Source organism: Leifsonia xyli (genome assembly GCA_001647635.1).
Lineage (GTDB): Bacteria > Actinomycetota > Actinomycetes > Actinomycetales > Microbacteriaceae > Leifsonia > Leifsonia xyli_A.
Map to the genome: position 1 here is coordinate 3,083,604 of CP014761.1, position 23,522 is coordinate 3,107,125.

General features: G+C 69.0%; 24 protein-coding genes and 1 pseudogene. 10 read left to right on the plus strand and 15 right to left on the minus strand.

The window, feature by feature from the left end; translation table 11 throughout:
• Positions 1-74 precede the first annotated feature (74 nt).
• The 3 genes from A0130_15135 to A0130_15145 are packed head-to-tail and all read left to right on the plus strand — an operon-like array spanning position 75 to position 2,670.
• Positions 75-1,001, plus strand: a complete 927-nt coding sequence (locus A0130_15135) for an ABC transporter (protein ANF32813.1) — start codon at positions 75-77, stop codon at positions 999-1,001.
• The gene (locus tag A0130_15140; GenBank protein ID ANF32814.1) at positions 998-1,843 is read left to right on the plus strand and encodes an ABC transporter; all 846 of its coding nucleotides are present in this window, start codon (positions 998-1,000) and stop codon (positions 1,841-1,843) included. Before A0130_15135 ends, A0130_15140 begins: the two co-directional genes overlap by 4 nt.
• Positions 1,840-2,670 (plus strand): ABC transporter, encoded by an 831-nt coding sequence (locus tag A0130_15145; GenBank protein ANF32815.1) that lies wholly within the window; start codon positions 1,840-1,842, stop codon positions 2,668-2,670. Before A0130_15140 ends, A0130_15145 begins: the two co-directional genes overlap by 4 nt.
• 21 nt (positions 2,671-2,691) lie before the next feature.
• On the opposite strand, the gene A0130_15150 is transcribed toward A0130_15145, so the two are convergent.
• Positions 2,692-4,086, minus strand: coding sequence for an MFS transporter (locus A0130_15150; protein ANF32816.1), 1,395 nt, complete (start codon positions 4,084-4,086; stop codon positions 2,692-2,694).
• Positions 4,087-4,257: 171 nt separating this feature from the next.
• Here A0130_15150 and A0130_15155 point away from each other — a divergent pair, with 171 nt between their 5' ends.
• The 4 genes from A0130_15155 to A0130_15170 all read left to right on the plus strand — a co-directional run bounded on the left by A0130_15155 (position 4,258) and on the right by A0130_15170 (position 6,210).
• Positions 4,258-4,686, plus strand: coding sequence for a conjugal transfer protein TrbL (locus A0130_15155; protein ANF32817.1), 429 nt, complete (start codon positions 4,258-4,260; stop codon positions 4,684-4,686).
• 80 nt (positions 4,687-4,766) lie between these two features.
• Entirely contained in the window at positions 4,767-5,117 is a 351-nt protein-coding gene (locus A0130_15160) for a transcriptional regulator (GenBank protein ANF32818.1), read from the plus strand.
• Positions 5,114-5,590 carry a polyketide cyclase gene (locus A0130_15165; protein ANF32819.1) on the plus strand — a complete coding sequence of 159 codons (477 nt, stop codon included), beginning with the start codon at positions 5,114-5,116 and terminating at the stop codon, positions 5,588-5,590. Before A0130_15160 ends, A0130_15165 begins: the two co-directional genes overlap by 4 nt.
• Before the next feature lie 5 nt (positions 5,591-5,595).
• Positions 5,596-6,210 carry a DNA-binding protein gene (locus A0130_15170; GenBank protein ID ANF33481.1) on the plus strand — a complete coding sequence of 205 codons (615 nt, stop codon included), beginning with the start codon at positions 5,596-5,598 and terminating at the stop codon, positions 6,208-6,210.
• Here A0130_15170 and A0130_15175 read toward each other — a convergent pair.
• From A0130_15175 to A0130_15195, 5 genes are all read right to left on the minus strand, one after another.
• Entirely contained in the window at positions 6,207-6,683 is a 477-nt protein-coding gene (locus A0130_15175) for a 6,7-dimethyl-8-ribityllumazine synthase (GenBank protein ANF32820.1), read from the minus strand. The two genes, A0130_15170 and A0130_15175, sit on opposite strands and share 4 nt — an antisense overlap.
• A complete protein-coding gene (locus A0130_15180; GenBank protein ANF32821.1) occupies positions 6,680-7,981 on the minus strand; it encodes a bifunctional 3,4-dihydroxy-2-butanone 4-phosphate synthase/GTP cyclohydrolase II in 1,302 nt (433 codons plus the stop codon). Before A0130_15180 ends, A0130_15175 begins: the two co-directional genes overlap by 4 nt.
• Entirely contained in the window at positions 7,978-8,607 is a 630-nt protein-coding gene (locus A0130_15185) for a riboflavin synthase subunit alpha (protein ID ANF32822.1), read from the minus strand. The genes A0130_15180 and A0130_15185 overlap by 4 nt, the downstream gene beginning before the upstream one ends.
• Before the next feature lie 4 nt (positions 8,608-8,611).
• Positions 8,612-9,697, minus strand: coding sequence for a riboflavin biosynthesis protein RibD (locus A0130_15190; protein ID ANF32823.1), 1,086 nt, complete (start codon positions 9,695-9,697; stop codon positions 8,612-8,614).
• 293 nt (positions 9,698-9,990) lie between these two features.
• The gene (locus A0130_15195; GenBank protein ANF32824.1) at positions 9,991-10,998 is read right to left on the minus strand and encodes a transcriptional regulator; all 1,008 of its coding nucleotides are present in this window, start codon (positions 10,996-10,998) and stop codon (positions 9,991-9,993) included.
• Between the two features lie 138 nt (positions 10,999-11,136).
• Between A0130_15195 and A0130_15200 the strand changes: the two genes are divergently transcribed.
• The 3 genes from A0130_15200 to glpK all read left to right on the plus strand — a co-directional run bounded on the left by A0130_15200 (position 11,137) and on the right by glpK (position 15,380).
• Entirely contained in the window at positions 11,137-12,876 is a 1,740-nt protein-coding gene (locus tag A0130_15200; GenBank protein ANF32825.1) for an FAD-dependent oxidoreductase, read from the plus strand.
• Positions 12,877-13,057: 181 nt separating this feature from the next.
• Complete coding sequence (locus A0130_15205; GenBank protein ANF33482.1) at positions 13,058-13,786, plus strand: glycerol transporter; 729 nt, start codon at positions 13,058-13,060, stop codon at positions 13,784-13,786.
• 73 nt (positions 13,787-13,859) lie between these two features.
• Positions 13,860-15,380: a glycerol kinase gene (glpK, locus tag A0130_15210; GenBank protein ID ANF32826.1), complete on the plus strand. Its 1,521-nt coding sequence runs from the start codon at positions 13,860-13,862 to the stop codon at positions 15,378-15,380.
• 51 nt (positions 15,381-15,431) lie between these two features.
• On the opposite strand, the gene A0130_15215 is transcribed toward glpK, so the two are convergent.
• The 9 genes and pseudogenes from A0130_15215 to A0130_15255 form a co-directional block, all read right to left on the minus strand.
• Positions 15,432-16,157, minus strand: coding sequence for a hydrolase (locus A0130_15215; GenBank protein ID ANF32827.1), 726 nt, complete (start codon positions 16,155-16,157; stop codon positions 15,432-15,434).
• A complete protein-coding gene (locus tag A0130_15220) occupies positions 16,154-16,741 on the minus strand; it encodes an acetyltransferase (protein ID ANF32828.1) in 588 nt (195 codons plus the stop codon). Before A0130_15220 ends, A0130_15215 begins: the two co-directional genes overlap by 4 nt.
• Complete coding sequence (locus A0130_15225; protein ID ANF33483.1) at positions 16,741-17,721, minus strand: tryptophan--tRNA ligase; 981 nt, start codon at positions 17,719-17,721, stop codon at positions 16,741-16,743. The genes A0130_15220 and A0130_15225 overlap by 1 nt, the downstream gene beginning before the upstream one ends.
• A 103-nt stretch (positions 17,722-17,824) precedes the next feature.
• The gene (locus tag A0130_15230; GenBank protein ID ANF32829.1) at positions 17,825-18,661 is read right to left on the minus strand and encodes an exodeoxyribonuclease III; all 837 of its coding nucleotides are present in this window, start codon (positions 18,659-18,661) and stop codon (positions 17,825-17,827) included.
• Positions 18,662-18,670: 9 nt separating this feature from the next.
• Positions 18,671-19,906 (minus strand): hypothetical protein, encoded by a 1,236-nt coding sequence (locus tag A0130_15235; protein ID ANF32830.1) that lies wholly within the window; start codon positions 19,904-19,906, stop codon positions 18,671-18,673.
• A gap of 91 nt (positions 19,907-19,997) precedes the next feature.
• Positions 19,998-20,758 (minus strand): annotated as a pseudogene (locus tag A0130_15240) (succinate dehydrogenase iron-sulfur subunit).
• Positions 20,758-22,560, minus strand: a complete 1,803-nt coding sequence (locus A0130_15245) for a succinate dehydrogenase flavoprotein subunit (protein ID ANF32831.1) — start codon at positions 22,558-22,560, stop codon at positions 20,758-20,760. The pseudogene A0130_15240 and the gene A0130_15245 overlap by 1 nt, the downstream one beginning before the upstream one ends.
• Before the next feature lie 21 nt (positions 22,561-22,581).
• The gene (locus A0130_15250; protein ID ANF32832.1) at positions 22,582-23,025 is read right to left on the minus strand and encodes a succinate dehydrogenase; all 444 of its coding nucleotides are present in this window, start codon (positions 23,023-23,025) and stop codon (positions 22,582-22,584) included.
• 1 nt (position 23,026) lies between these two features.
• Positions 23,027-23,365 (minus strand): succinate dehydrogenase, cytochrome b556 subunit, encoded by a 339-nt coding sequence (locus A0130_15255; GenBank protein ANF32833.1) that lies wholly within the window; start codon positions 23,363-23,365, stop codon positions 23,027-23,029.
• Between the last annotated feature and the right edge of the window lie 157 nt (positions 23,366-23,522).

Sequence of the window (23,522 nt, forward strand, 5' to 3'; positions counted from 1 at the left end):
CCGACCGTACTTCTTGTGGACTGCCTGTTTGCTGACACCTCGCGATGTCGGAGGCGCGGGCTACAGTGCTGACTATGCCGACGCCCGTCATCGCCGCTCGCGACCTCGTCAAGAAGCACAAGGACTTCCCGGCCGTGGACGGCATCAGCTTCGAGGTCGAGCCGGGGGAGTCCTTCGGGCTGCTCGGCCCCAACGGCGCTGGCAAGTCCACGACGATGCGGATGATCGGCGCCGTCTCGACGCGCACGGGCGGCGACCTCAGCATCCTGGGCCTCGACCCCGACCGCTACGGTCCCGAGATCCGCAGTCAGCTCGGCGTCGTCCCGCAGGCCGACAACCTCGACGCCGAGCTGCGCGTCCGTGACAACCTCATCGTCTACGGCCGCTACTTCGGCCTGCCGTCGGCGCGCGTGCGCGCGCGGGCGGACGAACTGCTGGCCTTCGCGCAGCTCGAGGACAAGGCGAAGGCGAAGGTCGACGACCTCTCCGGCGGCATGAAGCGCCGGCTCACGATCGCCCGGGCGCTGATCAACGACCCGCGCATCCTGCTGCTCGACGAGCCGACAACCGGCCTCGACCCGCAGGCGCGCCACATCCTCTGGGACCGCCTGTTCCGGCTCAAGGAGCAGGGCACCACTCTGGTGTTGACGACCCATTACATGGATGAGGCCGAGCAGCTCTGCGACCGCCTGGTCGTCGTCGACAAGGGCACGATCATGGCGGAGGGGTCGCCGGCGGCCCTCATCCGCGAGTACTCGACGCGCGAGGTGCTGGAGGTGCGGTTCGGCTCGGAGCGCAACGCGGAGGTGGCCGAGCGGCTCGACGGCGTCGGCGAACGGATCGAGGTGCTCCCCGACCGCATCCTGGTCTACAGCGAGGACGGCGAGGCGGAGCTGGTGCGGATCGCCGAGCGCGGGCTGCATCCCCTGACGAGCCTGGTACGGCGGTCCAGCCTGGAGGACGTCTTCCTGCGTCTGACCGGACGGAGCCTGATCGAATGAGCGCGATCGAGACCGAGCAGGCGGCGGCGCGCACGGCGCTCGCCGCCGCCACGCGCCCACGGCGCTTCGGCGCCTGGTACGTGGCCGAGCACCGCTTCCGCGTGATGCGGTCGTACCTGCAGACGGTGCTGGTCACCGGATTCGGCAACCCGTTGCTCTACCTGCTGGCGATGGGCCTCGGCCTCGGCAGCCTGGTCAGCGCGAATCTCGGGCCGAATGCGGTGGACGGGGTCAGCTACCTGGCCTTCGTGGCGCCCGCCCTGCTGTGCACCGCGGCCGTGACGGTCGCGAGCGAGGAGTTCACCTACCCGGTGCTGCTCGGGTTCAAGTGGAACCCGACTTTCTTCGGCATCAACGCGTCGCCTATCGCCCCCGGTCAGATCATCGACGGGATCGTGATCTCGGTGATCGCGCGGCTGCTCGGCACGAGTGTGATCTACTTCGCGTTCACCGTGCTGTTCGGCGCCATCCTCAGCCCGTGGGGATGGGTCAGCATCCTGGTCGGGACGCTCGGCGGCCTCGCCTTCGGCACGCCGATCATGGCGTACGTCGCCACGATCGAGCAGGACTCCGGGCAGGTGGCCATGCTGATGCGCTTCGTGCTGCTGCCGATGTCGCTGTTCTCCGGCACATTCTTCCCGCTGTCGAGCATGCCGCCCTTCCTGCAGTGGGTCGGATGGATCTCACCGCTCTGGCACTCCACGGAGTTGTCGCGCGTGTTCACCTACGGGATGGATGAGCCGCTCTGGCTCTCCGTCGTCCACGTCGTCTACTTGGTGGCGCTGGCCGTCCCGTTCTGGCTCTGGTCGCGCCGGATCGCCGCGAAGAGGTTGAACAAGTGACCACGACTGACGAACGACTCGCCCCCACGGCCATCCGGTCGCGGCCGTTGCGCGCGCTGTACGCGGGCAACGCCCGCTCGGTGATGCAGCGCGGCTGGTCCGCGACGCGCAGCACGAACTGGCTGGTCATCGTCTCGGGCTTCTTCGAGCCGATCTTCTACCTGCTGTCGCTCGGCATCGGCTTCGGGGCGCTGGTCGGCACCATCCAGACCTCGTCCGGTCAGGAGGTGCCGTACGCCGCGTTCATCGCGCCCGCACTGCTCGCGACCGCGGCGATGAACGGCGCCGTGTACGACTCGACGTGGAACGTGTTCTTCAAGATGCACTTCGCCAAGCTGTACGAGGGGATGCTCGCCACCTCGCTCGGGCCGCTCGACGTCGCGCTCGGCGAGATCCTGCTCGCGCTGCTGCGCGGCGCGCTCTACGCGACCGGATTCATGCTCGTGATGCAGGCGCTCGGGCTGAACCTCTCGTGGTGGGCGATCCTCGCCCTGCCTGCGGTGCTGCTGATCGCGTTCGGCTTCGCCAGCTTCGGGATGGGCGTCACGAGCTACATGAAGACGTTCCAGCAGATGGACTGGATCAACTTCATCCTGCTGCCGATGTTCCTGCTATCGGCGACGTTCTACCCGATCACCGTCTACCCGGAACCGTTGCAGGTCATCATCAAGGCGCTGCCGCTGTGGCAGGGCGTCGAGCTCGTCCGCGGGCTCACGACGGGCGACGTCGACCTCGGGATGCTCTGGCACGTCCTGTACTTCGCCGTCATGGTCGTGCTCGGTCTCATCCTGACCACCCGCCGCCTGCGCGCCCTGTTCCTCGACTGAGCGCGCAGGCGGCGGGAGGGGTCAGCTGACGTTGTCGGTGAACTCCACGTCGCGGGTCTCCTTCGAGAGGAGCAGCGCGATGAGGGTCAGCACGCCGGCCAGCGACAGGTAGACGCCGACCCAGACCGTGCTGCCGTGCGCGAGCGTCCACAGCCAGACGGCGATGGTCGGGGCGACGGCCGCGCCGAGCACGCTCGAGAGGTTGTACGAGATCGCCGAGCCGGTGTACCGGACGTTCGTCGGGAACAGCTCCGGAAGCTCGGCACCCATCGGGCCGAACGTGAGCCCCATCAGCGTGAAGCCGATGATGAGCAGTGCCATCGTGCCGACCGTGCCGCCCGCGAACAGCGGGACGAACAGGAGGCCGAACACGATGATCCCGAGGGTCACCCAGATCAGCGTCTTGCGGCGCCCGAAGCGCTCCGCGAGGGGGCCGGCGACGAGCGTGAAGATGCCGAAGAACACGACGCCGATGATCAGCATGATCAGGAAGTCGTTGCGGCTGAACCCGAGGCCCGGCACGAAGGTCGCGGCCGAGAAGGTCTTGCCTGCCTTCTCCGCGGCGGCCTGCGCCTGCTCCGCGGTCGCCGGCGTGGTGCCGTAGGTGAGCGTGAACGCGGTCATCAGGTAGAAGAGCACGTAGGTGGCCAGCATGATGAACGTGCCGAGGATGATCTGGCGCCAGCTGGTGCGGAACACGCGTGCGAGCGGCAGCTTGGCGACCTCGCCGGTGTCGACGACCTTCTGGAAGGCCGGCGTCTCGACCAGCTTGAGCCGCACGTAGAGGCCGACGATGACGAGCACCGCGCTCAGCAGGAACGGGATGCGCCAGCCCCAGGCGGCGAAGGCCTCCGGGGCGATGGTCAGGCTCAGGATGAGGAACAGCACGTTCGCGACGATGAAGCCGATCGGCGCGCCGAGCTGCGGGAAGGTGCCGTAGATGGCGCGCTTGCCGGCGGGGGCGTTCTCGGTCGCCAGCAGCGCCGCGCCGCTCCACTCGCCGCCGAGCCCGAGGCCCTGGCAGAAGCGCATCACGACGAGGAGGAACGGGGCCCAGAACTCCCAGCCGGGGACCTGGGCGGTCGGCAGGCAGCCGATGAGGACGGTCGCGATGCCCATGGTGAGCAGCGATCCGACGAGCGTGCCCTTGCGGCCGATGCGGTCGCCGAAGTGCCCGAACAGGATGGAGCCGACCGGCCGGGCGATGAAGGCGACGCCGAAGACGGCGAAGGACGCGAGGAGCGCCGTGGTCGGATCCTCGCTGGTGAAGAAGAGCGCGGGGAACACCAGGACGGCGGCGGTCGCGTAGACGTAGAAGTCGTAGAACTCGATCGACGTGCCGATGAGGCTGGCGAGGATGACGCGGCCGCGGGTGTTCGCGGGCGCGGGGGTGGTGACGGTTTCCGTCGTGGACATGCGTGTAGGGGCTTCCGGAGAGAGAGTGCGAGAGAGCCGCATGGCGGGCGCGGCGTCGGTCGGGCGGAAGGCGCGCATGGGCGGAAGAACGGGCGGCGCTTGTGGCGCACGTTCTACCCTATGCGCGCACGGTGAGTCCGCCGAATTCGTGCGCTCGCTACGCTGAGGAGCATGGAAACGCTGTTCGCTGTCCTACACGTCGTCACCGCGGTCTTCATCGTCGGGCCGATGGCCATTCTCCCGATGACGGCGATGCGCGCCGTCCGGGCGGGTGACGCCCGTCAGGTGGAGACCCTGGCGAAGTCGACCAACCTGCTCTCGCTGCTCTCGCTCCTGGTGGTGCTGTTCGGGTTCGGTGTGATGGGGCTGGCGGACAAGAAGTACGACCTGAGCGTCACGACGCCGTGGATCCTGTGGTCGATCATCCTGTACGTCGTCGCCCTCGGTCTCACCCTGTTCGTGGTCGTGCCGGCCATGCGACGGGCGGGGGAGGCGCTACGCGACGGGACCGCGTCCCGCTACCCGCAGATCGCCGCGGGCTCCGGCGTCGCGAGCCTGCTGCTGCTCGCCGTGGTCGTGCTGATGGTCTGGAAGCCGTAACCAGGCAGATTCCTCTTGCGCTTCGCGCTCTCTCGTCCTACCGTTGTATTCAACAAATTGGTTGATTAACCGAGAGGTTGATGATGCAGGAGGACGGAGCGCTCGACCGGGCGTTCGCGGCACTGGCCGACCCGATCCGCCGGGCGATGATCGCCCGGCTGAGCCGCGGGCCGGCGACCGTGAACGAGCTGGCCGAACCCTTCGCCATCTCGCTGCAGGCGGTCTCCAAGCACATCAGCGTGCTGGAGGCGGCCGGTCTCGTCTGGCGCAGCCGTGAGGCGCAGCGCCGCCCGGTCCATCTGGATGCCGCCGCCCTGGAGCGGCTGACCTCCTGGATCGACCGCTACCGGCTCGAGGCGGAGGCGCAGTTCCGCCGGCTCGACGCCCTCCTGAAGCAGCAGAACGACTCCACCAAGGAGAAGGAATCATGAGCAACTCCGTCACCATCGAGGCCGTCGAGGGCACCTCGTACGCCGACCTCACCCGCGAGTTCGAGGCGCCGGTCGACGCCGTCTTCCGCGCCTACGCCGACCCCGAACTGTTCGCGCAATGGATCGGTCCGCGACGCCTCCGCAACGTCATCACCCAGTGGGATTTCCGCTCCGGCGGCACCTGGGCGTACGAGTCGCACGACACCGACGGCACCGTCTACGCGTTCCGCGGCACGTTCCACACCGTGGAGCTGAACGAGCAGATCATCCAGACCTTCGAGTGGCTGGGCGCCCCGGGCGAGGTGAGCCTCGACCGGATGCGCTTCGAGGCGCTGCCCGGCGGCCGTGCCCGGCTGTCGGGCCGGTCGGTGATGACCTCCCGCGAGGCGCTCGAGCAGATGATCGAGAGCGGCATGGAGTACGGCGTCCGCGAGGGCTTCGAGAAGCTCGACGAGCTGCTGGCGGGGGAGTGACGGCCGTGACCCGCATCGTCGCCGACATCACGATGTCCCTCGACGGCTTCGTCACCGGGCCGAACGCAGGCCCCGGAAACGGGCTGGGCGACGGGGGAGAGGCGCTCCACCGCTGGGTGTTCGCCGGCGACCCCGCCGACGACCGCATCCTGAAAGAGGGGACGGAGCGCTCCGGCGCGGTCATCATGGGCCGCAACCTGTTCGACGTCATCGACGGCCCGGGCGGATGGAGCGACGACCTCGGCTACGGCGCGCACGAGGTCGGCCGTCCGCCGTTCTTCGTGGTGACGTCCACTCCTCCCGCGGAGCGGCGGCTGACGAACCTCGACTTCACCTTCGTCACGACGGGCCTGGCGGACGCGATCGAGCTGGCCCGGGCCGCGGCGGAGGAGCGGTCGGCGGCGTCCGGCCGCGAGGGCGAGGTGGTCCTGATGGGCGGCGGCGCCCTCATCGGATCGGCCGTGTCCGCGGGCCTCGTCGACGTCCTCAGCCTGCACGTGTCGCCGGTGATCATGGGGTCCGGCGACCCGCTGTTCCGGGATGCGGTGCGCCGCGAGCTCGTGCAGCGGGACGTCGTGGTGACGCCCTACGCCACGCACCTCACTTACGACGTGGGCTAGCCGCGGAGCGCCCGCAGCGCGACCGCGGTCGCGAGCGCGGCGTGCGCCGCCTCTGCGCCCTTGTCCTCCTTCGAGCCGGGCAGGCCGGAGCGGTCGATGCCCTGCTTCTCGTCGTCCAGGGTCAGCACGCCGAAGCCGACCGGTTTGCCCGTGTCGAGCGCGACGCGGGTGAGGCCATCGGTCGCCGCGGCCGACACGTACTCGAAGTGGGGGGTCCCGCCGCGGATGATGACGCCTAGCGCCACCACCGCGTCCGCACCCGCCTCGAGCGCCGCCTTGCTGACGACCGGCAGCTCGAAGCTGCCCGGGACGCGGACCAGCGAGTGCGTCGCGCCCGCCGCATCCAGGGTCCGCTGTGCGCCGGCGATGAGCGCCTCGCTGATCGTCTCGTGCCAGCTGCCGGCGACGACGACGACGTTCAGGCCGGTCCCGTCGATCTGCTCCTGGGCGTCCGGGGCTCCCGCTCCGCTCATCGTGTGGTCCTCTCCGCCGCGATGCCCGCGGCCGTCTCGTCGAGCCCGGCGACCGGGTCGATGTCTCCGATCGCGTGACCCATCCGGTCGCGCTTGGTCTCCAGGTAGCCCTCGTTGAAGGCGCCGACCCCGACGACGAGCGGCACGCGCTCCTCGACCTCGATGCCGTGCTCCTCGAGCTGGCGCACCTTCTCGGGGTTGTTGGTCAGCAGGCGGACCGACTCGATCCCCAGATCCTGCAGGATCGCCGTCGCCGCGCCGTAGTCGCGGGCGTCGATCGGCAGGCCGAGGGCGAGGTTCGCATCCAGCGTGTCCAGCCCCTCCTCCTGCAGCTTGTAGGCACGCAGCTTGTTGATGAGGCCGATGCCGCGCCCCTCGTGGCCGCGCAGGTAGACGACGACGCCGCCCTCGCGCTGGATGGTGTCCATCGCGGCGTCGAGCTGCGGGCCGCACTCGCACTTGAGCGAGCCGAACGCCTCACCGGTCAGGCACTCCGAGTGGACGCGGACCAACGTTCCGTCGCGGCGCGGCGTGCCGGCGACGATGGCGACATGGTCGGCACCGGTCATCCGGTCGCGGTAGGCGCGCATCTTGAAGGGGCCGTGCGTGGTCGGAACGGTCGTCTCGACCTCGAAGATCACCCGCGAGGTCTCCGGGATGGGCGTCACCGTCTCCAGGGGCTGGTCGCAGTGGAACTCCTGCAGGTAGTCGATCAGCGACTCGATGGTGACGACCAGGATCCCCTCGCGCTGGCCCAGCTCGATCAGCCCGGGCAGGCGCATCATCTCGCCGTCGTCCGCGACGATCTCGGCGATCGCGCCGACCGGCGTCATCCCGGCGAGCTTCAGCAGGTCGACGGCGGCCTCGGTGTGGCCGTCGCGCTCGCGCACGCCGCCCTCCACCGCACGCAGCGGGAGGATGTGGCCGGGCCGGTGCAGGCTCGACGGCGTGGAGTCGAGGTCGGCGAGCACACGGAGGGTGTGCGCGCGGTCGGCGGCGCTGATGCCGGTCGAGAGCCGGTCGGCCGCGTCCACGCTCACGGTGTAGTTGGTGCCGCGGGCGTCCTCGTTGTTCGCGACCATGACCGGCAGGTCCAGGCGGTCGGCGATCTCGTCGGTCATTGGCGCGCAGATGAAGCCGGAGGAGTTCTTCACCGTCCAGGCGATCCACTCCTGGCTGGCGAGCTCGGCGGCGAGGACGACGTCGCCCTCGTTCTCGCGGCTCTCGTTGTCGACCACGATGATCGGGCGGCCGGCGCGCAGTTCGGCGAGGGCTTCCGGGATGGTGGCGAGACTCATGACGCACTCCGTTCGGTCAGTGCCGGTTCGAGCGCGAGCATGCGCTCCACGTGACGGGCGAGGATGTCCGTCTCGATGTTGACGCGATCGCCGGGGACGCGGTCCCCGAGCGTGGTGGCGGCGAGGGTCTCGGGGATGAGAGAGACCTCGAACCACCCGTCCTCGCGTCCGCCGCCGACCGCGCTCACCGTGAGCGAGACGCCGTCGATGGCGATGGAGCCCTTGCGCGCGACCAGCGGCGCGTGCTCGGGGTCGAGGCTGAGGCGGACGACGCGCCACGCGCTCCCGTCGGTGACGGAGAGCACGGTCGCCGTGCCGTCGATGTGCCCCTGGACGATGTGGCCGCCGAGACGGTCGCCTACCTGGGCGGCGCGTTCGAGGTTGACCCGGCGCCCGGGCTGGACGTCGTCGAGCGTGCTCATCGCCAGGGTCTCGGCCATCACATCCGCGGTGAAGCCGTCGGCGTCCTTGTCGATCACGGTCAGGCAGACGCCGCTGACCGAGATGGAGTCGCCGTGCCGGGCGTCGCTGACCGCGAGCGGACCGCGGACGGTGAGGCGCGCGGCGTCGGCGGTGCGCTCGACGGCGGTGACCTCGCCCAGCTCTTCGATGATTCCGGTGAACATGCGTTCAGACCTCCTGGGTCGTGGGGAAGATGTCGGCGCCGGCGACGTCCACGGGGTCGCGGTCGGCCGAACGGGGTGCGCCCTGCGGCACGGGCACGGCGCGGATGAGCAGGTCGCCGCCGAGGCGCTCGACGTCGAGGATGCGCAGCCGGCGCTGCTCGCCGATGGTCTCGACGCCGATGTCGCCGAGGGCGAGGCGCGGGCCGCCGAGAAGGGCGGGGGCGAGGTAGACCGCGTACTCGTCGACCAGCCCGGCCGCGACGAACGCGCTGGCGAGCGTCGGTCCGCCTTCCACGTAGATGCGGCGGAAGCCGCGCTGGTGCAGGTCGGCCACGACCTCGTGCAGGTCGTGGGTTCCCTCGAAGATCACCGGGTTGGGGTGCTGGAAGACCGCGGCGTCGTTCGGGACGGCGCGGGTTCCGATCACGACGGGCGTCGGCTGGGTGCCCATCAGCTCGCCGGCGTCGCCGCGCGCGGTGAGGCTCGGGTCGTCGGCGAGCACGGTGCCGGTGCCGACGACGATCGCGTCGGACGCCTCCCGCTGCTCGTGCACGCGCTGGCGCGCGGCGGCGCCGGTGATCCACTTGCTGGTGCCGTCGGCGGCGGCGGCGCGGCCGTCGAGGCTGCTCGCCCACTTCACGACGATGTAGGGTCGGCCCAGCCGCGCGGTGATCAGCCAGTCGCCGAGGAACTCCTCGATCTCGGGGCGCAGCACCCCACCGGTGACCTCGACGCCCGCCTCCCGCAGGCGCTCGGCGCCGCCGCCTGAGTGGTGACCCGGATCATCGACACCGTAGACGACGCGCGACACTCCCGCCTCGATGAGCGCCACCGAGCAGGGGCCCGTGTGGCCCCAGTGATTGCACGGCTCGAGCGTGACGACGGCGGTCGCGCCACGTGCGCCGCCCTCGGGCAGCTTGGTCAGCGCATCCACCTCGGCGTGCGGGGTGCCGACGCCGCGATGCCAGCCTTCGGCCAGGATGTTCCCCTCGGCGTCGAGGAGGACGCACCCGACCCGCGGGTTCACGCCGGTCGCGGGACCGTTGGCGGCGAGTTCGAGCGCCGTGCGCATGGGGGCTTCCCACGTCATCCCGTTGCCATCCTGTCTCTCGTCGAGACGTGTCGCCGGGGTCGCGCGGGCGCCAGCCCATACGGGCTGCCCACCGTGCTGCCTCCCATCCGGACTGAGCGGCAGGCTCTCGCCTGCACGCATTACCGTCGGTGCCGGAATTCCACCGGCTCAGCAGGGCGCCTGGGCGCACCGCTCGCGGACTGTCACCGCCGGTTCGGACTCTCACCGACCCCGGAGCACGTATATTTCGTTGTCGAGTCTAGATCAACGCGTTCGCGCGCCGTCTATTCCCGCGGGCGTGCGACCTCCCGTTACGCCGCGGCGGCCTCCGCCTGCACGCCCGACTGCGTCAACTGCACGAGTGCGCGGGCTGTGCCCTCGTCGACGATGAGGTCGGTGATCAGCCGTGCCGCCAGGGCCCCGCGCAGGCTGTGGACCTTCGACGGGCCCGAGACGATGCAGACCCGGCGCGGCACCCGCTTGATGAGGTCGATGTCCGGGCCGCTCGCGCGTTCGTTCAGCGGGATGCCGTGGTGGCTGCCGTCCTCGCGGAAGAACACGGTCGCCACGTCGCCCACCACGCCGGATTCGTCGAGGGATGCGTAGTCGGCCTGGTCGAGGTACCCGCCGGCGTAGACATGCGAGCGGACTTCGGAGAAGGGGGAGCCGAGGCCGAAGAGGGCCACATCCATCCGCTCCTGGATGTCGAGGATGCGCCGAGTGCTCCGCTCGCGCCACATGGCGATCTTGGTCTGAGGGTCGTCGAACAGGGCCGGCACCGGGAACTCCTGGATCGTTCCCGAGTACGTGTCGCCGAAGCGGCGCAGGATCTCCGACGCGTACAGCACACCGGTCGTGTACGTGTTGCCCGCGCCGTTGAGCTGCACGAACTCGACGTTGTGCAGCTCCTTCGGGATGAGATGGCGGCTGAGTGCGCTCATCGTGGACCCCCAGGCGATCCCGACGGTCTGGTTGGAGTCGATGAAGCGGTCGAGAATGCGTGCAGCCGAGATCGCCACACGCTCCAGGCGGTCGACGTCGCTGATGGCGCTCGGCATCGGGACAATGTGCGCTGCGACCCCGTAGTGCTCGTGGATCGACTGCTGGATCTGGCTTGCACCTTCGTGCGGCTCAGCGATCTGGATGGTCACCAGCCCCGACGAGCGCGCGTAGCTGAGCAGGCGGGAGACACTCGACCGAGACGTGTGCATCTCGTGCGCGATGGCCTCCATGGTGAGGTCCTGCATGTAGTAGAGGTGGCCCGCCTTGAGGGCGTCGCGGACCTTGTCGGGCAGGTGCTCGGTGTCGGGCTGGGGCATTCGGGGCCTTCTTCGCTGGGTCGGCGTTCCGGGGTCCGATCAGGCGGTGCACGTATGTGCACAGCGCTTGATCGAAGTTGTGCCGATGCGAAGACTATAGCTGCACAGCACTTCTAGACACAGCAACAGGAGAACATCGTGACGACGAAGTCGAACACCCGCCCCGAGGTCCAGCGCCTCCGCGAACGCCCCCGAGCACAGGTGCTCGTCGTCGGCGGCGGCATCAACGGTCTCGGCACCTTCCGCGACCTCGCCCTCCAGGGCGTCGACGTCGTGCTCGTCGAGCGCAACGACTTCGTCTCCGGGGCGTCCGCCGCATCCAGCCACATGATCCACGGCGGCATCCGCTACCTCGAGAACGGCGAGTTCCGCCTGGTCAAGGAGTCGGTGACCGAGCGCAACGGCCTGCTCAAGATCGCGCCGCACTATGTGAAGCCGCTCGAGACGACCATCCCGATCTTCTCGACCTTCTCCGGCATCCTCGCGGCCCCGCTGCGATTCCTCACGCACAAGCAGGGCAAGCCGAAGGAGCGCGGCGCGTTCCTCATCAAGACCGGCCTGACCATCTACGACGCGTTCTCGCGCGACGGCGGCTCGGTGCCGCGGCACAGCTTCCACGGCCGCAAGAAGTCGCTCGAGATCCTGCCGAAGCTCAACCCGGGCCTCAAGTACACGGCGACCTACTTCGACGCGTCGGTGCACGACCCCGAGCGCCTCGCGCTCGACGTGCTCGCCGACGGGCTCGCCGCCGGTCCCCACGCCCGCGCGGTCAACTACGTCGAGGCGGTCGGGACGCGCGACGGCGGCGTGCTGGTCCGCGACCGCGAGACCGGCGAGGAGTTCTCCATCACCGCCGACGTCGTGGTCAACGCCTCCGGCCCCTGGACCGACCTCACCAACGAGGCGCTCGGCGGCGCCACCCGGTACATGGGTGGCACCAAGGGATCGCACATCGTCCTCGACAACCCCGAGCTGCTCGAGGCCTGCCGGGGCCGCGAGATGTTCTTCGAGAACAACGACGGCCGCATCGTCCTCATCTACCCGCTCAAGGGCCGGGTCATGGTCGGGACCACCGATATCGACGCCGACATGTCCGAGCGCGCGGTGATCACCGAAGACGAGATCGACTACTTCATCGAGCTGGTCGCGCACGTTTTCCCAACGATCCCGATCACGCGCGATCAGATCGTCTACACCTTCTCGGGCGTGCGGCCCCTCCCGCGGCACGACGACACGGCGCCGGGATTCGTCTCCCGCGACTACCGCATCGTCCCTGGAACGATCACCGGGCTCGGAGACACCACGGTGCTCAGCCTCGTCGGCGGCAAGTGGACGACCTTCCGCGCGCTCAGCGAGCACCTCGCGAACGAGACCCTCGCAGCGCTGAAGGTCGAGCGCACCGTGCCGACCCTCGGCCTCCCGATCGGCGGTGGCGCGGGCTTCCCGACCACCGCGCAGGCCGAGCGCGACTGGGTCGCCCGGTACGGCGCCGATGTCGGAGCCGAGCGCGCGACCACGCTGCTGCACCGCTACGGCACCAAGGCGAGCTTCGTGATCGACGCGATCGCCGGCTGGGACGGCGAGGACGCGCCGCTCGCGGCCGCTCCGACCTACTCCCGCGCCGAGATCGACCACCTGGTGCGCAACGAGCACGTCGTGCACCTCGGGGACGTCTTCCTCCGCCGCACCAGCCTCGCCTTCACGGGGGCGATCACCCCGGCTCTCGTGCACGAGGTGGGCGAAATCGTCGCAAACGCACTCGGATGGTCGCCAAATCAGCGCACGGAGGAGGAAGATTCGTTCGTAGCGGACCTCGCCGACGCCCACCGGGTGCAGCTCAAGTCGGGGGACGGGAGCGAAGCCGCGGCTGTTCGATAAATGCACGAACGTGCATGACACGGTTCTTGTCACGGTGGGCGTGGCCGCAATAGCGTTCAAGTGCCCACCCTGACGAGAGCCACACCAGAACGCACAACAGGGTGCGGGTCAACTGAACAACTGGAAGGTCAACGTGGACAATATCGGTGTAGATTTCCTGTCCGAGGTGGTCGGCACAGCGCTGCTGCTCCTCCTCGGTACCGGTGTCGTGGCGAACGTCGCTCTCATCAGGAACAAGGGCTTCAACGGCGGGTTCCTGATGGTCAACTTCGGTTGGGGCATCGGTGTGTTCGCCGGCGTGGTCGTCGCCTACAACTCGGGCGCGCACCTCAACCCGGCAGTGACGCTCGGCCTGGTCGCGAACCAAGCCAAGACGTTCGGTTCGGCTGCAGCGCACACCCTGGTGCCGGTGAACTTCATCACGGTGCTGCTGTACATCCTCGCCCAGCTGATCGGTGCCATGATCGGCGCCGTCCTCACCTGGCTGGCGTACAAGCAGCACTTCGACGAGGAGCCGGACCCCGCGAACAAGCTGGGCGTCTTCTCGACCGGCCCTGCGATCCGCAGCTACGGCTGGAACCTGGTCACCGAGATCATCGGCACCTTCGTGCTGGTGTTCGTGGTCATCGCCTTCGGTCACCAGCCCGGACAAGCAGCCGGCCTGGCCGCGCTCGGCGCACTCCCCGTCGCCCTCCTCGTGATCGGCATCGGCGCCAGCCTCGGTGGACCGACGGGATACGCCATCAACCCAGCACGTGACCTCGGTCCGCGCATCGTGCACGCCATCCTCCCGATCAAGGGCAAGGGACCGAGCGACTGGTCGTACTCCTGGGTCCCGGTCGTCGGACCGATCATCGGCGGTCTGATCGCAGGCTGGCTCGCACTGCTGCTCCTCCCCATCCTCAAGTAGTACCAGGGGGCCGGCCGGGAGCGATCCCGCCGGCCCCTCCCCGTTCCACCCCCAAAGAACAAAGGAGTTACCTATGGCCGACTACGTCGTCGCCATCGATCAGGGCACCACCAGCACCCGCGCGATCATCTTCGACAAGTCCGGGTCGATCGTGTCGACCGGGCAGCTCGAGCACGAGCAGATCTTCCCGCGCGCGGGCTGGGTCGAGCACAACCCGGTGGAGATCTGGAACAACACCCGTGAGGTCATCGGCCAGGCGCTCTCGAAGGCCGACCTGACCCGCCACGACATCGCGGCCGTGGGCATCACCAACCAGCGCGAGACCGCGGTGGTGTGGGACAAGAACACCGGCGAGCCGGTCTACAACGCCATCGTCTGGCAGGACACCCGGACCCAGCCGATCGTCGACCGCCTCGCGGCGGACGGCGGCACGGAGCGGTTCAAGCAGATCGTCGGCCTCCCGCTGGCGACCTACTTCTCGGGCACGAAGATCGTCTGGATCCTCGAGAACGTCGAAGGGGCCCGCGAGCGCGCCGAGGCGGGAGACCTCCTTTTCGGCACGACCGACAGCTGGGTGCTCTGGAACCTCACCGGCGGCCCGGACGGCGGCGTGCACGCGACCGACGTCACCAACGCCTCCCGGACCCTGTTCATGGACCTGGAGACGCTGAGCTGGCGCGACGACATCCTCGAGGTGTTCGGCGTGCCCAAGTCGATGCTCCCGGAGATCAAGAGCTCCTCCGAGGTCTACGGCCAGGTGGAGTCGTCCAGCCTCCTGCGCGAGGTGCCCGTCGCGGGCATCCTCGGCGACCAGCAGGCCGCGACCTTCGGCCAGGCGGCGTTCGATCCGGGCGAGTCCAAGAACACCTACGGCACCGGCAACTTCCTCATCTTCAACACGGGTGAGGAGATCGTCCACTCCAAGAACGGTCTGCTGACGACGCTCGGCTACAAGCTGGGAGACGAGAAGCCGCACTACGCCCTGGAGGGCTCGATCGCCGTCACCGGTTCGCTGGTGCAGTGGCTCCGCGACAACCTGGGCATCATCTCCAGCGCCCCGGAGATCGAGGAGCTGGCGAAGACCGTCGACGACAACGGCGGCGCGTACTTCGTGCCGGCGTTCTCGGGCCTGTTCGCGCCGTACTGGCGGGCGGACGCCCGCGGCGCTCTCGTCGGCCTCACCCGCTACGTCAACAAGGGTCACATCGCCCGCGCCGTCCTGGAGGCCACGGCCTTCCAGACCCGCGAGGTGCTGGACGCGGTCAACGCCGATTCCGGTGTGGACCTGACGGAGCTCAAGGTCGACGGCGGCATGATCGCCAACAACCTGCTCATGCAGTTCCAGGCGGACATCATCGGCGTGCCGGTGGTCCGTCCGGTGGTCGCCGAGACCACCGCCCTCGGCGCGGCCTACGCGGCCGGTCTCGCGACGGGCTTCTGGGAGAACCTGGATGACCTGCGCAAGAACTGGCAGGAGGACCGCCGCTGGGAGCCGAAGATGGACGAGGCCGAGCGCGAGCGTCAGCTGCGCCTCTGGAAGAAGGCCGTCACGAAGACCTTCGACTGGGTCGACGCGGACACCCAGAACGACTGAGCAGTCCCACCGCGAAGCGCCGTCCGGCTCCTGCCGGGCGGCGCTTCGTCGTCACGCCAGCAGCGTCGGCAGCTCGTCGAGCGAGCGGATGATGCGCACGCCGGCGTCCAGCGCCTCCCGCTCGTCGTCGGGGGAGGGGACGGCGTCGCGCCGGTTGAGCCATACGCCGGTCAGGCCCGCCTCGGCCGCGCCGATGGCGTCCGTGCGCAGGCGGTCGCCCACGTAGGCGGCCTCCTTCGGGAGCACGCCGAACGCGTCGCAGGCCACGCGGAAGATGCGCGCGTCGGGTTTCGGGATGCCGACCTCGCCCGATGCGATCAGGTGCTCGATCCGGGCATCCAGCCCCACCGCCTCGACCTTGCGCCGCTGGAAGGCGAGGTCGCCGTTGGTGATCAGGCCGAAGTGGACGCCGGGAAGGCGCCGCTCGAGCGCATCCAGCGCCGGCAGGGCGTCGTCGTGCAGCGACCAGGCCGCGACATAGTGCTCGAAATAGTCGGCGAACCAGGCGCTCGCCTGCTGGTCGCTGAGCGCGACGCCGTGGCGCGCGGCGAAGTCGCGGGCGCGCGCCCGCCGCTGACCCTCGAAGTCGAGGTCGCCCGCGAGATAGGAGTGGTAGTGCTCCTCCTCGAGGTCGTGCCAGATCGTCACCACCTCGTCCGCCTCCAGCGCTCCGTAGGGGGCGCCGAGCGCCTCCGCGTACGCCAGGATGCCGGACTCCACCGCGGCGCGGTGCGCGAACAGGGTGTCGTCGAGGTCGAACAGGATGACGCGGATCACAGCGCGGCCTGAATGTACGTGATGTCAGGCCAGTCGCCGGCGGGTACGAGGGGGTCGCCCGGCTGGAGGCTCGCGCGCCACTCGTCGAAACGCGCACCGCGCTGCTCCGCGCCGCCGGGCATCACGCCGTCCCAATGGAACCCCGCGCGCCGTGCCACCGCGGCGCTGGCTGCGTTGCCCGCGAGGGCGCGCCACACCATCCGGCGCAGCCCCAGCCCCTCCGGCGCGAAGCCGTAGTCGATCACGACGCGGAGCGCCTCCGACATCACGCCGAGGCCGCGGGCCTCCGGTGCCAGCCAGTACCCGATCTCACCGCGGTGCTGGTGGATGTCGCCGACGCTGACCATTCCGACCAGGATCCCGGCGGTGCGGATCGCCCAGGTGCACACCCGACCGCTCGCCCAGCCGTCGGGGACGACGCTCGTCACGAACCCGACCGCGTGCTGACGCCGGTAGGGCGCCGGCACCGTCGTCCACCGGGCGATGGCCGGGTCGGCGCACAGTTCGGCGATCCGGTCGATGTCGGCCTCGGTCGGCGTCGAGAGCACGACCCGCTCACCGGACAGCACGACCGGCTTGGGCATCAGCGAGCCCGCCGCAGGAACCCGATGCGCTCGTAGGCCTTCGCCAGCGTGGCCTCGGCGACCTCGCTCGCCCGGTCGGCGTTCACCGCGAGGATGCGGTCGAGCTCGGCGGGGTCGGCGAGCAGGTCGAGGGCGCGCCGGCGGACCGGCGCGAACTCCTCGACCACGACCTCCACGAGACCCTTCTTGAAGTCGCCGTAGCCCTTGCCCTCGTACTCGAGCTCGACGGACTCGATCGACCGGCCGGCGAGCGCCGAGTAGATGCTCAGGAGATTGGAGATGCCGGGCTTGCCCTCGCGGTCGAACGCCACGACGCCGTCGGTGTCGGTGACCGCGCGCATGATCTTCTTGCGCGTCACGTCGGGCTCGTCGAGCATCCAGATGATGCCGGCGCCCGACTCGGCCGACTTCGACATCTTCGAGGTCGGGTTCTGCAGGTCGTAGATGCGGGCGCTGTCCTTGAGGATCATCGCCTGCGGCACGACGAACGTCTGCCCGAAGCGGCTGTTGAACCGCTCGGCCAGATCGCGCGTCAGCTCGACGTGCTGCCGCTGGTCGTCGCCGACCGGCACGATCTCGGTGTCGTACAGGAGGATGTCGGCCGCCATCAGCACCGGGTAGGCGAAGAGGCCGACCGAGGTGGCGTCCGCGCCCTGCTTGGCCGACTTGTCCTTGAACTGCGTCATCCGCGACGCCTCGCCGAAGCCGGTGATCGTGTTGAGCACCCAGGCCAGCTGGGCGTGCGCGGGAACGTGCGACTGCACGTACAAGGTCGAGGCGGAAGGGTCGATCCCCGCGGCGATGTACTGCGCGGCTGTGCGGCGGGTCTTCTCGCGGAGTTCGGCCGGGTCCTGCTGGACCGTGATCGCGTGCAGGTCGACGACGGAGAAGAAGGCGTCGTGCGTGCCCTGCAGCTCCTTCCACTGCAGGAGCGCGCCGATGTAGTTGCCGAGGTGCAGGGAGTCGGCCGAGGGCTGCATGCCCGAGTAGAGGCGGGGACGAGGGTTCATGGTTCTGCTTTCGAAGTCGTGAGGAGGGGGATGCGGAGGGGAGGCGCCGCGCGGAGCGGCGCTGTTCATTGCCTCAGAGTGCGTAGTCGACGACCACAGGCGTGTGGTCGGACCATCGCTCGTCGTACGCGGCCGCGCGGTCCACCGCGACGTCCTGCACCCGGGCGGCCAGCGCCGGGGTGGCGAGCTGGTAGTCGATCCGCCAGCCCGAGTCGTTGTCGAACGCCTTGCCGCGCCACGACCACCACGTGTACGGCCCCTCGACGTCGCCCGCGTGACGGCGCACGACATCCACCCAGCCGAGCCCCGCGCCCGCGTTGTACGCCTCGTCGCCTTCGGCGCCGAGGATGCGGTCGAAGTACGCGCGCTCCTCCGGCAGGAAGCCGGCGCGCTTGACGTTGCCCTTCCAGTTGCGGATGTCGAGGGTGCGGTGGCCGACGTTGAGGTCGCCCATCACCACGGCCAGCTCGTTGTGCTTCTGCAGCGCGGGCAGCCGCGCCTCCATCGCGTCGAGGAACCGGTATTTCTCGACCTGCTTGTCGGTGCCGGCCTCGCCCGAGTGGACGTACGCGCTCACCACTGTGACGACGGTCCCGTCGACCTCGTAGTCGGCCTCGAGCCACCGGCCCGCGCTGTCGAAGTCGGTCGGGCCGAGCTCGACGCGGTGGATGGCCGCGCGGTGACGGCTCGCGATCGCGACCCCGGCACGGCCCTTCGCCGTCGCCGGGTCGTGGACGATGTCCCACTCGTCCCCCAACAGCCCCTGCACGTCCTCGGTGGAGGCGCGCACCTCCTGGATCGCCAGGATGTCGATGTCGCGCGCCTCGAGCCACGACCCCATGCCCTTGCGGAAGGCGGCGCGGATGCCGTTGGCGTTGATCGTCGCGATGCGCAGGCGGTTCGAGGGCATGCCTCCAGCCTACCGGCGGGCGCCGACAGCGGTTCCGGCGTCGAGCAGGTCGTTGAGCCGCCCCTCCGCCTTCTCGACGCGGCGCTGCGCCGGGAACCGTGCGAACCATTTCGCGCGGGACAGCTCGTCCCGGGCATCCGACAGCTCGGCTTTCGCCACCAGGACCCGCGCCTCGTGTTCGGCTGCCGCCTGCTCCGCCTCGCGCTGCTCCTCCGTCATCAGGCGCGGCGACAGACCGCTGTCGAACATCCCGACCGCGATCCACGAGGCGGACAGCAGGATCACCTTCGAAATGAGGTTGAACCAGAGCAGCAGACCGATGAAGACGGTGAAGGACGCGAGCAGCGGGTTCTTGGAGGTGTATCCGAGCAGCAGGCCGCCCAGCGCGCTGAGCCCCGCGAGCGCGGCCGCACCCAGGAACGCCCCGAACGCGAGGTTGCGCCACGGTATGAACACGCGCGACATGACCCGGAACATGGCGCCCAGCGTGACGATGTTCAGCGCGACCGAGACGAGAAGGCCTGAGAACCGGTAGGCGGCGGTCGTCCAGAAGGAGTCGGAACTGAGACCCGCCCACTCGAGCAGCAGGGTGAGCGCCTGGGTGCTCAGGATGCTGAGCAGCGCCGACAGTACGAACAGGACTCCGAAGATCAGGGCGAGGCCGAAGTCGCGGATCTTCTGCAACACGTAGTTCGTCGTGTCGCGCGAGAGACCGAACACGGCGCGGACCGCCTGGCGCGTGTAGTAGAGCCAGCCGATGGCGGTCCAGATCAGACCGACGGCGGCGATGACGCCCGTCCAGCCGAAGGATGTCGCAGACTCCAGCTGATCCTGCGAGATGATCCCCTCCTGGGACCCGCTCGAGATCAGACCGGGCACGGCGCGGTTGACGAGCGCGACCATCGCATTGAAGAGCCGCTCGTCGTTGCCCAGCCAGACGCTGAAGACGGAGAAGCCCAGCCAGACCGCTGCGAAGACGGCGAACAGCGACTGGTAGCCGATCCCCGCGGCGCGGAGGTTTCCGTCCGAGTGCGAGTAGTTGATGTAGACGCGGTACGGCCGCAGCGCCTCCACCCACTTCGCCCAGCCGGAGACCCGGGCCACCGGCTTCTGCAGCCGCTTCCGGAGCGGGTCAGCCCGCTCCATCAGGCGCTCCTTGAGCGTGTGCTCGGGAGGCACATCCCCCTCGGCGCGCTGGAGCTCGGGGTCGGGCACCACCGGCGCGGGTCTGGACTTCTTGGCCACGCCGTCAGGATAGCGACGCGGCACGCGCACGGATACGACGCGAGCCCGGGCGCTCAGCGCGCCCGGGCTCGGGGTCGATCGGCGGAACCGCTCAGCGGCGTCCGCGCATGATGGCCTGCTTGACTTCGGCTATCGCCTGCGTCACCTGGATGCCGCGGGGGCACGCGTCAGTGCAGTTGAAGGTCGTGCGGCAGCGCCACACGCCCTCCTTGTCGTTGAGGATGTCCAGGCGCACCTGCGAGTTGTCGTCGCGCGAGTCGAAGATGAAGCGGTGCGCGTTGACGATGGCCGCCGGGCCGAAGTACTGGCCGTCGGTCCAGAACACCGGGCAGGACGAGGTGCACGCGGCGCAGAGGATGCACTTGGTGGTGTCGTCGAAGCGGGCGCGGTCGGCGACCGACTGCACGCGCTCCTTGCCCTTCTCGGGCTTGGAGTTGGCGACCAGGAACGGCTGCACCTCGCGGTACGACTCGAAGAACGGCTCCATGTCGACGATGAGGTCCTTCTCGAGCGGCAGGCCCTTGATCGCCTCGACGTAGATCGGCTTCGAGATGTCGAGGTCCTTGATCAGCGTCTTGCAGGCGAGGCGGTTGCGGCCGTTGATGCGCATGGCGTCCGAGCCGCAGATGCCGTGGGCGCACGAGCGGCGGAACGTCAGCGAGCCGTCCTGCTCCCACTTGATCTTGTGCAGCGCGTCCAGGATGCGGTCGGTCGGGAAGAGCTCGACGTCGAAGTCCTGCCAGCGCGGCTCCGTGTCCACATCCGGGTCGAAGCGGCGGATGATCAGGGTCACGGTGAAGGACTCGACCGGCGCTTCGGGGCCGGCGGAGTCTCGAGCACGGCGTTCGACATCAGTACTTCCTCTCCATCGGCTGGTAGCGGGTCACGACGACGGGCTTCCAGTCGAGCGTGATGTGGTCTGCCGCGTCCGACGAGTGCGGGTCGCCGGTGAGGTAGGCCATGGTGTGCTTCATGTAGTTCTCGTCGTCGCGCTTCGGGAAGTCGTCGCGCATGTGGCCGCCGCGTGACTCCTTGCGGTTGCGCGCGGAGTAGACGACGACCTCGGCGAGGTCGAGCAGGAAGCCGAGCTCAACGGCCTCCAGCAGGTCGGTGTTGTACCGCTTGCCCTTGTCCTGCACCTGCACGTTGCGGTAGCGCTCGCGCAGCTGGTGGATGGTCTCGGTGACCTTCGCGAGCGACTCGTCGGTGCGGAACACCTGGGCGTTCCGGTCCATCTCGTCCTGCAGCTCCTTGCGGATCGCGGCGATCCGCTCGGTGCCGGTCGAGGTGCGGAGCTCGTCGATCATGCCGCGGACGCCGGCGGCCGGGTCCTCCGGCAGCGGGACGATCTTGGCGGTCTTGACGTACTCGACCGCGTTGTTGCCCGCGCGCTTGCCGAACACGTTGATGTCGAGCAGCGAGTTGGTGCCCAGGCGGTTGGAGCCGTGCACCGAGACGCAGGCGCACTCGCCGGCGGCGTACAGGCCGGGGACGACGGTGGTGTTGTCGCGCAGCACCTCGGCGGCCGTATTGGTCGGGATGCCGCCCATCGCGTAGTGGGCGGTCGGCATGACCGGCACCGGCTCGACGACCGGGTCCACGCCCAAGTAGGTGCGGGCGAACTCGGTGATGTCGGGGAGCTTGGTCTCGAGCACCTCGGCACCCAGGTGGGTGCAGTCGAGGAGCACGTAATCCTTGTGCGGGCCGGCGCCGCGACCCTCTGCGACCTCCTGGACCATGCAGCGGGCGACGATGTCGCGGGGCGCCAGGTCTTTGATGGTGGGGGCGTAGCGCTCCATGAACCGCTCGCCGGACGCGTTACGGAGGATCGCGCCCTCGCCTCTGGCGCCCTCGGTCAGGAGGATGCCGAGCCCGGCGAGGCCGGTGGGGTGGAACTGGAAGAACTCCATGTCCTCCAACGGAAGCTTCTTGCGCCAGATGATGCCGACGCCGTCGCCGGTGAGCGTGTGCGCGTTGGAGGTGGTCTTGAAGATCTTGCCGAAGCCGCCGGTTGCGAAGATGATCGCCTTCGAGTGGAAGACGTGCAGCTCGCCGGTGGCCAGCTCGTACGCGACGACGCCCGCGGGCTGCTCGACGCCGTCGACCTCGTTCATGATCACGTCGAGGACGTAGAACTCGTTGAAGAAGTTGATGCCGAGCTTGACGCAGTTCTGGAACAGCGTCTGCAGGATCATGTGGCCCGTGCGGTCGGCCGCGTAGCAGGCCCGGCGCACCGGCGCCTTGCCGTGGTCGCGGGTGTGACCGCCGAAGCGGCGCTGATCGATCTTGCCCTCGGGCGTGCGGTTGAACGGCAGGCCCATGTTCTCGAGGTCGATGACCGCGTCGATGGCCTCCTTGGCGAGGATCTCGGCCGCGTCCTGGTCGACGAGGTAGTCGCCGCCCTTGACGGTGTCGAAGGTGTGCCACTCCCAGCTGTCCTCCTCGACGTTCGCGAGCGCCGCGGCCATGCCGCCCTGCGCCGCGCCGGTGTGGGAGCGGGTGGGGTAGAGCTTCGAGATGACGGCCGTGCGGGCGTGCGGGCCCGCCTCGATCGCCGCGCGCATCCCGGCGCCGCCGGCGCCGACGATGACGATGTCGAACTCGTGGTAGTGGACGCCGTCGATGACGGTCGATTCAGTAGCTTCCGTTGTCACAGGTCTTCCGTTGTCGAAGGATCAGCGTGCCGGGCAGAAGGACGGCAGGTCGGCCGCCGCGGCGCCCGCGGGGCAGGGGTCGAACGTGAAGATCACGAGCGTTCCGAGCACGAGCAGCACGACGACCGCGGCGAGGATGGCCCACTTCAGCACGCGGTTGACGATCCGGTTGTACGCGTAGTCGTTCACGAGGGTGCGCATCCCGTTACCGCCGTGGATCAGCGCGAGCCACAGCATCAGGAGGTCCCAGACCTGCCAGAACGGGGTGGCGTACTTGCCCGCCACGAACGCGAAGTCGATCTGCTTCACGCCGTCGCCGAGGACGAGGTTGATGAGCAGGTGGCCGAAGATGAGGATCACGAGCAGCAGCCCGGAGAACCGCATGTAGATCCAGCCCCACTTCTCCCAGTTCTTGCCGCGGGAGGTGCGGGCGGCGGGGGTGCGCGGCGCTTCGATGGTCGTCACGTCAGTTCACCTCCGAGAAGATGTGCACGAGCTGCACGGGCACGAAGCCCGCCATGAGGATGACCCACAGCGCCAGCACGATCCAGAACATGACCTTCTGGTACTTGACGCCCTTACTCCAGAAGTCGATCAGGATGATGCGCAGGCCGTTGAAGGCGTGGAACACGATGGCCGCGACGAGGGCGATCTCGCCGAGCCCCATGATCGGGTTCTTGTAGGTGCCGATCACCGCGTTGTAAGCCTCGGGGCTCACGCGGATGAGCGACGTGTCCAGGATGTGGACGAGAAGGAAGAAGAAGATGGCGACGCCGGTGATGCGGTGGAGGACCCACGACCACATCCCCTCGCGGCCTCGGTACAGAGTGCCGCCGGGCCGGGTCTTGGCCGGCTGCAGCGTCCCTGTCGTCTGAGTGGACACGGGACAACCCTCCCTGGTTGCGGATCGCTTCATGGGCGCATCGAGCGCAGCGCAAGTCTATGCCGGGACCGTCCATGTC